The sequence below is a fragment of the Pseudomonas sp. RT4P38 genome (genome assembly GCF_054897765.1).
The window spans coordinates 1901140-1914617 of record NZ_CM142703.1 but is presented as its reverse complement, the minus strand read 5'-3'; the positions used below and the strand labels follow the sequence as shown (position 1 = coordinate 1914617).

Sequence of the window (13478 nt, the reverse complement as noted above, 5' to 3'; positions counted from 1 at the left end):
GGGGTTTCCCTCTATTTCAACCTGCCTGGTTGAACCTGTCGAACCCGTTTCCTCATCATTGGCTACGACCGAGTCGTGCCTGACACCCATATGGATCAAGCGGTAGCGATGCAGCCAGCACCGCCCTGGCAGTTAACTGCCCCAGAGAAACGTTGGTGCCGCCAATGTGTCCAAAAGAGCGAATAAAGGGACGAATATATTTATTCGTCCCTTCCCTATATCTCCAGTACGTGCAGTGAAAGAAGATGTTTAATCGACACCTTCAGACACTCACTCAGGCACTAGTAATGCTGGCTCGCAAGCTTGCTCGGGTCGTGTTCGCCCTGCTAAAGGGCGAAGCGAATACCAACCGAAAGTCAATGGCGGACTTTTCCTCAGCTATAGAATCTCCCACAGGTGAATGCGGTTAACTGTGGGCGAGCCTGCTCGCAATAGCGATGCCCAAAATAACCAAAACCCGCCATCCCTTTCCACAGGAATGGCGGGTTTTGTCGTTTCAGCCTTCAGATCCGGTTCACGCTCGCCAGGTCAATTGCCTGGTTCGCCAGCGAGGGCCGAAATCCGGCAGTCCAAGCATTTAACCACCCGTCGGAAACAGGCATCTACCTGTCAGATCTGACAGTAGCCGAACGTGCAGCATCGCTGTTTGATTACTCCTGCCCGTCACTACCACTGGAGCGTCAGACATGAACACGCCCGAATCGCCCGACAACACCATACTGGCGCTGTCTCCGCCCCGTGTTTCCGAGGCCACCGAGCCGGTGGTCGGTGCCCATTATGGGGTGCCGAAACATGTGTATGACCTCAAACCCATGGGCTTGAAAGTGGATATCGACCCTTCGCTTGCCGGTACGGTGAATCCCGGCGATGTCATCGTACTGGTGCTGAACGGGCAGTCCGTGGCCAGCAAACCCGTCAACCCGGGCGAAGAGAACACGGTCAATACCCTGTACATCCCGAGAAACCTGTTGCTGGCGGATCGGCTCAATGAACTTGTGTACACCATCACTCGCGGCAGCCAGAACATCGGCACCTCCACGCCGATATTGACGTTGCTGTACAACGCCATCCGTCCCGGCATGGAGGATCGTACCCCCCTCGACGCTGCCCACTCCGAACTGGAACTGATTCTGCCGCAGGACGTGATCGATGACGGCATCGATGCCGGCCGTGCGCAACAGGGCGTTCAGGTGTGTTTTTCCTACCCCTACTGCCGTGCGCATGACGTGATTTGGCTGAACTGCAACGGACAGGATGTCTACCGCACGGTCACGGTCGCCGAAGCGCCCGCCATTCCTTCAGCGGAGCCGACGACCCTTTGCGTGATGGTCGAGGAAGCCGTGTTCAAGCGGGCCGGCGACCACCTGAAATTCACGTTTTCCTACACCGTCACCGACCAATTGGGCAACGGCCCGGACACCGACTCACCGTTGTCGGCAATACAAACCGTCGATGTGGACCTGGCCGGCAACCGCTTGCCGGCACCGATCCTGCGCGAAATCCTGAATGACCCGACAGATGATCCGGGCACCATTGACCTGGAAAAACTCGGCAACAATCCCCTGTTGCTGATCGTCCTGACCAACGACCACCGCTTCCTGCCGGGCGATACCGTCAATGCGACCTACACCGCAAAAGTCACTGGCCAGCCGGACGTTGTGGTGCCGGCAACGGGTGTGGTCGAAGCAGACGAGTTCGGGCAAAAAAGACCCTGCGTACTGCAAGTGGCCAACGACAAGGTAATTGCCGGCAGCGTGGTGCAGGCGAAGTATGAGTTGGTCAGGAATGGGGTGGTCTTCGCCACGTCTAAAACCACCATCGCTGAGGTTAGCGGCGCGGGCAGTGTTGATTTGTTGCCGCCGTTTCTGGTCAAACCGGCAGTGAGTCCGATTGATGCGTTGGCCTACCCGAACGGGGTGACGGTGCGAATCGAGTATCTGGGCGCGCTGGACGGCGACAAGGCACGGTTGGTCGAGGTCAATGCGCCAGCGGGTTCACCACAGTTTCCGCTAGTGGCGTTCAACAGCAACAAGCGCACCAACACCGTGCTGACGCAAGCGTTTCTAGCGGCCCGGCAGGGTAAGGATATTGGGCTGCGGTGGAATCTGAATCGCAATGGCGGGCAGGCCGGGAAGTCTCCGGTGGTGAAGTTGAGTGTGATGAAGGTTGAGGATGGAGATCCGCGGCTGCCTGTACCGAAGATTGATAAAGCTGATAGTGCGGATGTGATAGATCTCGCTGAATTCGAAGGCGATCCACACGTCACTTTCACATCCTGGCCATTTAATGGTGGGGGTTATACGGTGGTAATACGCGTTATTGGGATCAAACCCGGCGGTATTGCCCACACCATCCCAATTGCCAATGAATCCCTGACACCTGACGAGGAAATCAAAGGTTTCAGCAGATCCCTTCCACGTGAACAACTTATGTTACTTGAGAACAATTCCACGCTCTATATCGAAACAGAAGTCTCTTTCAATGGAGAAATAACAAAGAGGGTGATATTCCCGACATCCAAGCTGTATACCATTAAGAATGCGCCCATTTTATTGTCGGAAAACTTTGATGGACAGCCCGCAGCGTTTATATCGGTGGGTGGACGTATTGTTCTACCGAGCATGGCAATTTCTTTTCTTGAAGGGAATGGCCAAATGGGGATAACTCCCTTATCTAGTGTAATCACCGGACCTTTTGCTCCCATAGCGGGCCAGAGTGCAGGACAGCTGCTGGAGATGCATACGAACGCCACCGGCACGTCGCAACGCATGCGCATCGAATTTAACTGGAGCTACTCCAGCGTCAGTTTTTGGTGCAGATTTGTCCAACATGACGATATCTCGGTTTCCTTTTTTAATAAGGAGAACGACCGACTAGATCATAAGTTTCTCGCCAACAACTTTGAGCCACAGCTTGTTACGCTCTTCAGCTCCGAAAACAATATTCGAAGCATAGAAATTAAGACACCTCGACCGGACTTAATTACCTTTGATTTTTTCAGCATGCAACGTAAGTAAAAATGGAATGGGGATGGGACGAAAAGGGTACGTATTTAATGCGAAGCCCTGGCCTGAGTAAGCAACAAAAGGCGATGTTCAATCGACATCTCCAGATACTCACTCAGGCTACACATTCTTACGCAGCTGCCTACAGCTGCGCAAGAATCCGCCGGTTTGAGCGCCTTGAGGGCGGCCCTATCGTTTGCCGGTCGCTGACGAATCAGCGATCGGGTCTCGCAGCCGTGTCTCTCTGGACGCGTAACATTCTCCGTTCGAGAACAGGTATGCCTGTCCATTCATGTTATGGCGGCTATACGTGGGAGACCTCCGGGTCTGCCGCAAACCAACAGCCAACCCAACGGAACCCGACCCGACATCCCCTGGCGTGGGCGAGCGTGATGCTCAGTGATTTCGCCAGCCTGGTGGACGGCCCCTATCGCAACACGATGCTGGAAATTCAGCAGGTGGTGATGCTTGGAGCGCTGGCGGTGAATCGGGTGTTGGATAATCTCGATCCGCAGACATAAAGGGCGAATTGTGGCGAGGGGCTTGCCCCCTCGTCACAGGGATCGCGGTTCATCAGATGAACCTCGATAGCGATGCTACAGACAACAAAAAACCCGCCGTTCCTTTCCACAGGAATGGCGGGTTTTGTCGTTTCAGACTCGCATCACACCGTATCCACCTTCAACGAATGGTCATTCAACATGCCATTGATGATGGTCGCCGTATCGTGTCCACCGGCAATCACCCCGCCCGCCCCCGGCGTTACACCGTAGTGGCTGGCCAGATTCACACCCGCCAGGTCGATGGTCTGGTTCGGCGCGGCACCGGCCATGGCGCTGACGTCGATACTGGTGACCAGCGAGGCGCCGCTGCCGGTGACTTTGAAGTGCAGGTAGTCATCCAGCGACGCCGTGGTGCCGTTTTCCCCTTGCAGCAGTTGCGACAGGTCGAGTTTGTCGGTGCCGGGCGTGAAGTCGATGACCACGTCGTGGCCGCTGTTGCCTTTGAGCCACTGGAAGGTGTCGGCGCCGCTGCCGCCGGTGAGGGTGTTGTTGCCCAGATCGCCAATCAGGAAGTCATCGCCGCCCCCACCGTTGAGCATGTCGTTACCCAGTCCGCCGTTGATGATGTTGTTGTGGTTGTCGCCGGTAAGGCTGTCGTTGAAGTTCGAGCCCGTCAGGTTTTCGATCGCCGCCAAGGTGTCGGTCCCGGCGCCCACGGTGTTCTGCGGAGTGAGCAGGCTCAGATCAACGGTGACGCCGGTCGTGGCGTGGGCATAGCTCGCCGTGTCGACGCCGGTGCCGCCGTCGAGCAGGTCGTTGCCCGCGCCGCTGAACAGCAAGTCATTGCCGGCGCCGCCGTGCAACTCGTTATTGCCGGTGCCCGCCACCAATACATCATCGCCCGCCGTCCCGGTGAGGGTGTGGCCGTTCTGATAGGTGATGGTCACGGCGGCGCTATCGCTGCCGCCATGGCTGTCGTTGGCAGTGTAGGTGCCGTGGTAGTCCGGGGTGACATCGTGGGCCCCGGCGTAGTTGACGGTCATGGTCAGTTGGTAGTTTTCCGCCCCCTTCCCGCTAATGCCCGGACCATCGTTGTCGATGTTGATGATGTGGATCTGGTACTTGCCGTCCGCCGCGGCGGTGATGGTCTGGCCGTCGGCGATGGCAGTGAAAGCCCCACCGTTGACGGAGTACTCCATCGCGATGTGACCAGCCGCCAGATTGTGATCCAGGTTAAGGGTTTCACCCTGTTTGAGGTTGACGGTGATGCGGTCCTCATCGTTGGCGTTGGCATGGGTGACGGCGCCCAGATAACCGCTGACCACCAGCAGGGCAGTCATGGTCGCAGCGTTGCCGGCAAAGGCACTCCGCACATTCGCCAATGCCTGGTTAGCCGCGTTGTTGTGAGGGCCGTAGAAATTGATCGCTCCGCTGCCGGTGAAGTCTGCACCTTTGGCAAGGTCGAGGGCTTTTTCGTAGACGGTCACGTCATTGTCGCTGACCGCTCTGATGCAGCTGTTGTTCACGTCGATGGTGATGGTGGTGGTCCTCTCGTCGCCATCGCCATCGCGCAAGGTGTAGGTGAACACGTCGGTCGCACCGGGACCGTTCACGGCGTCCGGGTTGCTGTGATAGACCGCGTTGCCCGCTGCATCCAGTGTCAGGTAACCGTAGGTACCATTGATTTGGCTGTTCAAGCCGCCGATGGCCGAGGTCGAGGTGTCTGAACCGGCGCGCACACCGACCACCCAGCCCCCATCGGCATCGCCGAAGTCGTTCACAAGCACGTTGCCACTGACGATGCCGCCCTCCGCGACCGAGGTCGCGTCGGGGCTGGCATTCGGCAGGTCATCGACAATGTTCACCACGATGGTGCTGGTGGTGGAATGGCCCAGGGCGTCGGTGGCTTTGTAGGTGAAACTTTCGCTGAGGGTGTTCGCGCCATCGTCGGCGTGCGGCGTGGTGCTTGGCGCCGACGTCAGCGTGTAGGTGTAGGAGCCGTCGGGGTTGAGCAGGATTTGGCCGTAGGTGCCTGTGGCGCTGCCGACCAGCGTGTAGGTGATCGCGCCGCTGGCGCCGCTGACCGAGCCGACCAGGGTGCCACTGGCGGTTTCAACCGTGCGGTCTGGCTGGCTGCCGGTGACGGTGCCGGCCGCCAGATCCTGACCGTCCTTGTTCAGGTCGAGGGCTTTTTCGTAGACCGTCACGTCGCTGTCGCTGACCGCTGTGATGCAGCTGTTGCGCACGTCGATGGTGATGGTGGTGGTGCTTTGGTCACCGTCGGCATCGCGCAGGGTGTAGGTGAACACGTCGGTCGCACCGGGACCGTTCACGGCGTCCGGGTTGCTGTGATAGACCGCGTTGCCCGCTGCATCCAGTGTCAGGTAACCGTAGGTGCCATTGATCTGAGTGTTCAGGCCGCCAACGGCCGGGGCCGAGGTGTCTGAACCGGCACGCACGCCGAGCACCGCCCCTGCGGCGAGGCCATCGGCGCCGCCGAGGTCGTTCCACAGCACGTTGCCACTGACGATGCCGCCTTCGGCGACCGAGGTCGCGTCGGCATGGGCGGTCGGCACGTCATCGACGATGTTGACCACGATGGTGCTGGTGGTGCTGTTGCCCAGGGCGTCGGTGGCTTTGTAGGTGAAGCTTTCGCTCAGGGTGTTGGCACCGTCGTTCGCCTGCGGCGTGGTGCTGGGCGCCGACGTCAGGGTGTAGGTGTAGGAGCCGTCGGGATTGAGCAGGATTTGCCCGTACGCCCCGGTGGCGCTGCCGACCAGGGTGTAGGTGATTGCGCCGGTGGCGCCGCTAACCGAGCCGACCAGCGTGCCACTGGCAGTTTCGGTCGTGCTGCCCGGCTGACTGCCAGTGACGGTGCCGGCCGCCAGATCCTGACCGTCCTTGTTCAGGTCGAGGGCTTTTTCGTAGACCGTCACGTCGCTGTCGCTGACCGCTGTGATGCAGCTGTTGCGCACGTCGATGGTGATGGTGGTGGTGCTTTGGTCACCGTCGGCATCGCGCAGGGTGTAGGTGAACGTGTCGGTCGCGCCAGGGCCACTCACGGTGTTCGGGTTGCTGTGGTATTCAGCGTTGCCGTTGGCATCCAGCGTCAGGTAACCGTAGGTGCCATTGATCTGGCTGTTCAGGCCGCCCATGACCGGGGTCGAGGTGTCTGAGCCGGCGCGCACGCCGACCACCGCCCCCCCTGCGGCGAGACCATCGGCGCCGCCGACGTCGTTCCACAGCACGTTGCCACTGACGATGCCGCCCTCTGTGACCCCGGTCAAGTCAGGGTTGGCGGTTGGCAGGTCATCGACGATTTTGACCACGATGGTGCTGGTGGTGCTGTTGCCCAGGGCGTCGGTGGCTTTGTAGGTGAAGCTTTCGCTCAGGGTGTTGGCACCGTCGTTCGCCTGCGGCGTGGTGCTGGCCGGCGAGGTCAGGGTGTAGGTGTACGTGCCATTGGGATTGAGCAGGATTTGGCCGTAGGTGCCAGTGGCGCTGCCGACCAAGGTGTAGGTGATTGCGCCGGTGGCACCGGTGACGGAGCCGACCAGGGTGCCACTGGCGGTTTCGCCGATGTGACCCGGCTGGCTGCCGGTGACGTTCCCGGCCGCCAGATCCAGGCCATCCTTGTTCAGGTCGAGGGCTTTTTCGTAGACGGTCGCGTCGTGGTCGCTGACCGCTCTGATGCAGCTGTTGTTCACGTCGATGGTGATGGTGGTGGTGCTTTCGTCACCGTCGGCATCGCGCACGGTGTAGGTGAACACGTCGGTCGCACCGGGACCGCTCACGGCGTTCGGGTTGCTGTGGTATTCAGCGTTGCCGTTGGCATCCAGCGTCAGGTAACCGTAGGTGCCATTGATCTGGCTGTTCAGGCCGCCAACGGCCGGGGTCGAGGTGTCTGAACCGGCACGCACGCCGAGTACCGCTCCTGCGGCGAGACCATCGGCGCCGCCGACGTCGTTCCACAGCACGTTGCCACTGACGATGCCGCCTTCGGCGACCGAGGTCGCGTCGGCATGGGCGGTCGGCACGTCATCGACGATGTTGACCACGATCGTGCTGGTGACGACATTGCCCAGGGAATCGGTGGCGTGGTAGGTGAACGTTTCGCTCAGGGTGTTGGCACCGTCGTTCGCCTGCGGCGTGGTGCTGGCCGGCGAGGTCAGGGTGTAGGTGTACGTGCCGTTGGGATTGAGCAGGATTTGCCCGTACGTCCCGTTGGCGCTGCCGACCAAGGTGTAGGTGATCGCGCCGACCGCGCCGCTGACCGAACCGACCAACGTGCCACTGGCGGTTTCGCCGGTGTTGCTCGGCTGGCTGCCGGTGACAGTGCCGGCCGCCAGATCCTGGCCATCCTTGTTCAGGTCGAGGGCTTTTTCGTAGACAGTCACGTCACTGTCGCTGACCGCTATGATGCCGCTGTTGTTCACGTCGATGGTGATGGTGGTGGTGCTTTCATCACCGTCGGCATCGCGCACGGTGTAGGTGAACACGTCGGTCGCACCGGGACCGCTCACGGCGTTCGGGTTGCTGTGGTATTCAGCGTTGCCGTTGGCATCCAGCGTCAGGTAACCGTAGGTGCCATTGATCTGGCTGTTCAGGCCGCCCATGACCGGGGTCGAGGTGTCTGAGCCCGCACGCACGCCGACCACTCCGCCCCCGGCGGCGGGACCATCGGCACCGCGGACGTCGTTCCACAGCACGTTGCCGCTGACGATGCCGCCTTCGGCGACCGAGGTCGCGTCGGCATGGGCGGTCGGCAGGTCATCGACGATGTTGACGTTGATTTGCCCGGTCGCCGTACTGCCGTCCGTATCGGTGGCGACGACGTCGAAATTCTCGGTGATGCTGTTGGCACCGTCACCGGCTGGATGGGTTTCATTGTCGTTGAGGGTGTAGCTGTAACTCACAACCCCCGTGGCCGGGTTGTAGCCGGTGACAGTCAGGGTGTTGCCCAACGGGGTGGTGATCGACTGTGGGAAGCCTGCGGCGACACCACCGCTGATGACATTGATCCCACCAATGCTCAGGCTGGTCAGCCCATCGGGAGCAGACACGCTGAACGTGCCGGTCTTGGTCAGCGCCCCAGGGTTGGGGGCTGAACCGTCGGCCAGGTTGGCCTCATTGAGGGTCAGTTCGCCCCCTGCCACCGACAGGCCGGTGAGGGTCACCGGATTGTTCGGCACATCAGGAAAAACCGGTGTCACAGGAAGAACGCCTGTCCCTCCTGAACCGCCTGAGCCGCCTGAACCACCCGAACCACCCGAACCGCCTGCACCACCTGCACCACCTGCACCGCCTGCACCGTTGTCGCCGTTGTCCGGGTTTCCGGCCAGCCGCTCCAGGGGAAATTCGGGAATGCCGTTGAAGCCTGCGGTAGGAAAACCAATCGTCGGATCGACCCGCCCGCCCACCTCTTCAAGCATGACAAACGTGTGGCCGCCACCCAGTGCACCAGGTGCTCCGGTCGAACCCGGTCCGGCTGCCGTGGCTTCCGCGGTCTGGGTCGGGTCGTCGCCGGCAGCGATCGCTTTTTGCAGTTGCTCGACATCGGTCAGTTGCGCCTGAGTTGGCGTCACCGCTTCAGCGGTGTCTACATGGGGTGCCTGATGCGCGATTAACTGAGGCGTCATCTGCATGCTGCTGTCACGCCCAAGTGTCAGTTCCTGGCCATTCTGCAGATGAACCGCCACCGCGCCTTCGGCCCCGGTGACCAGTTGATCGCCGGCGAATAACCGGTCCCCCTCGACCAGCGCGCGTCGGGTGCCATCGCTAGCGACCGCGAACACCTGACCAATGACCTTACTGACAATACCGATGAGCGTAGCCATGTGCACTTCCTCCGCTGCCAACCGCTGTCGGCATCCTGTTTTTGCGAAGAACGTGCTCCTGGCTCCAACGGGTTGCCTGGCGGAATCGCCTGCTGGCAGCAGTTACTTGAAGTAAGCCGCTGCCCTGGCGCCGTTCTCGCCAAGCGTGCCGCTCGCGGGCGACGTGTCTGCTGCGGGATAAAAACCCTCTGCAATCAATGGCATCGGGATCCACTTGCGCAACAAGTCACCCTTTGAGCGATACGTAACGGTTTTGATCCACTAAGGTGACAAAAAACCGTCACCTAAAAACCGTTCGCTTCCCTCCCCTCCAGCACTTCCCCGCCCTATGTCGATATGTGAATTGAAACTTTCCTCAAGCCCTGAGGAGCTCCCTAACGCTCATAAAACAAGGGCTTTCGCAGTGAACAATGTGCTGGATTTTGCAGAGCGCATAAGTTTTTTTTGGCATAGTCATTATGAAAAATTCTTCTATGGTTCTCTCTAAAATGTTCTTAGCTCTGTTGTTACAAGAGTGAAACGGTTTTCACTATAAATGCCGTCAAATATTTGGCGAACAATAAGCACCATTAGGAATCAGGGAGAGGCACCCATGCGCGTACTAACCCCCCTATGCAGCGCAATTCTGCTGGCGATGGCCTGCACTTCTCAGGCCCAAGCCATGTCATTGACGGAGGCGATCCAGAGCACCATCGCGACCCACCCGGAGCTGGCGTCGCGTGTGAACAGCCGTCTCTCGGCCGATGAACAAGTGAAAGTCGCCAAAGGGGGCTTTTATCCATCGGTTGATCTGAATGCCGCCTACGGGCGCGGGTACAGCGACAACACCAACACCCGGGCATTCGGCAATCACCACACCGAAATCCTGACCTACACCCAATCGGAATTGCGCCTGCGGCAGATGCTTTTCGATGGTTTCAACACCTCCAACGAAGTCCAGCGCACCAAAGGCGTGGTCAATTCCCGGGCCTATTACGCTCAGGGCACCGCTCAGGATCTGGCCCTGCGCACCATCGAGGTCTACCTCGAAGTGCTCAAGCGCCGCGAACTGGTAACCCTGGCCACGAACAACCTGCAAGCTCACCTGCGGGTCAACGATCAGATTGGTCTGCGCACCCAGCGCGGTATTGGCAGCAACGCCGACTCCGACCAGTCCGTCGCTCGTCGGGCACTGGCGCAAAACAACCTCGATACCGCGGAAGTCGATCTGGCGGATGCCGAGTCCAACTTCTACGCGGTCACGGGGCGCATGCCCGATGAACTCGAAACACTGCCCTCGACCCGCGGCGAATTGCCCGCCACCCTGCAGGAAGCCCAGCAAAGCATGGTGGAAAACAACCCGTACCTGAAATCTGCCCAGGCCGATGTGCAATCGGCCGAGAGCCAGTACGAAGTGTCCAAGTCGCCGTTCTACCCACGTTTCGACGCCGAAGCCGCCGTGGGTGCAAACAACAACGTGCAGGGCGATGAAGGCCACGACAACGAATGGCGGGTCGGCATAGTGATGAACTACAACCTGTTCCGCGGTGGCAGCGATAAGGCTCGCCTGGCCTCCAATGCGCACCAGATCAACCAGGCGATGGACATCCGCAACAATGCCCTGCGCCAACTCAACGAGAACATTCACCTGGCCTGGAACGCCATGGTCAATGCCAAGAAACAAACCCCGACCGCCCGCGAGTACGCGGACACCAGCGGGCGCGTACGCGTGGCGTATCAGGACCAGTTCGGCCTCGGCCAACGCACCCTGCTCGACCTGCTGGACAGTGAAAACGAGCTTTACAACGCCAACCGCCGCTACACCGAAGTGCGGTACACCGAGGAGTACTCGATGTACCGCGTGCTGGCGAACATGGGTCAGTTGCTGAGCAAACAACGGGTGGTGTTGCCCGCCGATGCGATCGCCCAGACCGAAGTGAAAAATGAAGCCCGTTTGCCTGAACTGAAATAGCTCACTGGGAGCGATCAATGTGACCAGCATGGAACCCGGCAATATCGGTGTCGATCCGCGCCTGAGCTTCGATGACCCGCTTCTGGACGGTCTGTTGATCCTCTGCAAACTCCACGGCGCGACGGTCAGTCGCGCCAGCCTGAGTGCAGGGCTCCCCCTGAACAAGCAACGCATGAGCCTGGACTTGCTACCTCGCGCAGCAGCCCGGGCCAGTTTGCAGGCGCGATTGCTGCGTCGTGAACTGGCGGATATTTGCGCCCTCAACCTGCCTGTGATGCTGATCCTCAACAACGGCCGCACCGCCATTCTGCGACGCTTTGGCGATGACGGTCAGTTGCTGATTCTTCCCAGCGAAGCCGAGGGTGGTGAACAATGGGTCAGCCGCGTTGAGCTGGCCGAGAATTACAGCGGCCAGGCCTTGTTCGCGCGGCCACGGCATGAACTCGAAGACTTGCGCTCACCGCTGGTGCCACGCGTGGAGGCGTGGTTTCGCGACACCTTGAAGCTGTCGAAGTGGTTGTACAGCGACGCGATTCTGGCGAGTTTTTTGATCAACCTGCTGGGGCTGATGGTGCCGCTGTTCGTGATGCAGACCTACGATCGGGTGGTGCCGAACCAGGCCACGTCGACGTTGTGGGTGCTGTCCATCGGTTTGCTGATCGGCACCGGTTTCGAACTGGTGTTGCGGGTGGTCCGCGCGCACCTGCTGGACACCGCCGGGAAGAAAACCGACGTGATCCTTTCGGCCACGTTGTTCGAACGCATTACTGGCATGGCGATGAAAGCGCGGCCGGCGACCATTGGTGGTTTTGCCCAAAGCATCCATGACTTCCAGGGCCTGCGGGAATTCCTCACCGCAGTGACCCTCACCAGCCTGATCGACCTGCCCTTTGCCGTGCTGATGCTGGTGGTGATCGGCCTGCTCGGCGGCTGGCTGGTGGTGATTCCGATACTGGCGTTTCCGATCACGATCATCTTTGCAATGGTGATTCAGGTGCGCCTGCGCGACACCGTGCAGAAAAGCCTGACCTTGGGCGCTGAACGCCAGGCGCTGCTGATTGAAACCCTCGGTGGCCTGGAAACTCTCAAGGCCTGCAGCGCCGAAAGCGAACGCCAGCACAAATGGGAAAGCACCCACGGCGCCCTCACCCGCCTCGACAGCCATGCGCGCAACCTCTCGGCGCTGGCCACCAACGGCACGCTGTTCATTCAGCAATTCTCCGGCATGGCGACCATCGTCGCCGGGGTCTACAGCATCATCGCCGGCAACCTCAGCGTCGGCGCGCTGGTGGCGACCTACATGCTCGGCAGCCGGGTGCTCGCGCCGCTGGGGCAGATTGCCGGTTTGATCACTCGCTATCAGCAAGCGCAACTGACCATGAAAAGCACCGATGCGCTGATGTCCTTGCCGCAGGAACGCGACGCCAAACAACGGCCGCTGGAACGCACACAACTGCAAGGTGCGCTGGACGTCAGCAGCGTGACGTTCCACTACAACGGCCAGAACGCTCCCGCCCTGGCCAACATCAGCTTCAGCGTGAAACCTGGCGAGCGGATCGGCATCATCGGCCGCAGCGGCTCGGGCAAAAGTACGTTGGCGCGGCTGGTGATGGGGTTCTACGCACCGGAAGAAGGCCAGTTGCTGCTTGATGGCCTGGACTTGCGGCAACTGGACGTCGCCGACCTGCGCCAGCAAATCGGTTACGTCGCCCATGACCTGCCACTGTTGGCCGGCAGCCTGCGCGACAACCTGACCCTCGGCGCCCGCTACATCAGCGATTCACGGATGCTCGAAGTCGCCGAACTGACCGGCGTCACCGAGCTGGCGCGTCAGCATCCGCAAGGCTTCGACCGGCCAGTGGGTGAGCGCGGACAACTGCTCTCCGGCGGGCAACGTCAGGCGGTGCTGCTCGCTCGCGCTTTGTTGCTGGATCCACCGATCATGTTGCTCGACGAACCCACCAGTGCCATGGACAACAGCAGCGAAGACGTTCTGCGGCAAAAACTCCACGGCTGGGTCCAGGGCAAAACCCTGCTGCTGGTGACCCACCGCACCTCGATGCTCAGCCTGGTGGATCGGCTGGTGGTGCTGGACAACGGGCGGATCGTCGCCGACGGCCCGAAAGAAGCGGTCATCGATGCACTGCGCAAGGGCCGTGTCGGCTCTGCGGCTGTCTAGGAG

Annotated in this window: 4 protein-coding genes and 1 pseudogene; 4 read left to right on the top strand and 1 reads right to left on the bottom strand. The window is 60.2% G+C overall.

The genetic code is table 11. The features are described from left to right. Nucleotides 1-686 precede the first annotated feature (686 nt). Together ACYZT7_RS08845 and ACYZT7_RS08840 are read left to right on the top strand one after the other, a co-directional pair. Nucleotides 687-3017: a hypothetical protein gene (locus ACYZT7_RS08845; protein WP_462040731.1), complete on the top strand. Its 2331-nt coding sequence runs from the start codon at nt 687-689 to the stop codon at nt 3015-3017. 362 nt (nt 3018-3379) lie between these two features. Continuing rightward, nucleotides 3380-3526 (top strand): annotated as a pseudogene (locus ACYZT7_RS08840) (DUF6124 family protein); the annotation flags it as partial. Nucleotides 3527-3669: 143 nt separating this feature from the next. On the opposite strand, the gene ACYZT7_RS08835 reads toward ACYZT7_RS08840, so the two are convergent. Further along, on the bottom strand, nt 3670-9345 hold the full coding sequence (locus tag ACYZT7_RS08835) for a retention module-containing protein (protein ID WP_462040730.1): 5676 nt from the start codon (nt 9343-9345) through the stop codon (nt 3670-3672). A gap of 592 nt (nt 9346-9937) precedes the next feature. Between ACYZT7_RS08835 and ACYZT7_RS08830 the strand changes: the two genes are divergently transcribed. Together ACYZT7_RS08830 and ACYZT7_RS08825 are read left to right on the top strand one after the other, a co-directional pair. Further along, a complete protein-coding gene (locus ACYZT7_RS08830; protein WP_462040729.1) occupies nt 9938-11296 on the top strand; it encodes a TolC family outer membrane protein in 1359 nt (452 codons plus the stop codon). 19 nt (nt 11297-11315) lie between these two features. Continuing rightward, nucleotides 11316-13475 (top strand): type I secretion system permease/ATPase, encoded by a 2160-nt coding sequence (locus ACYZT7_RS08825; RefSeq protein WP_462040728.1) that lies wholly within the window; start codon nt 11316-11318, stop codon nt 13473-13475. Nucleotides 13476-13478: the final 3 nt, after the last annotated feature.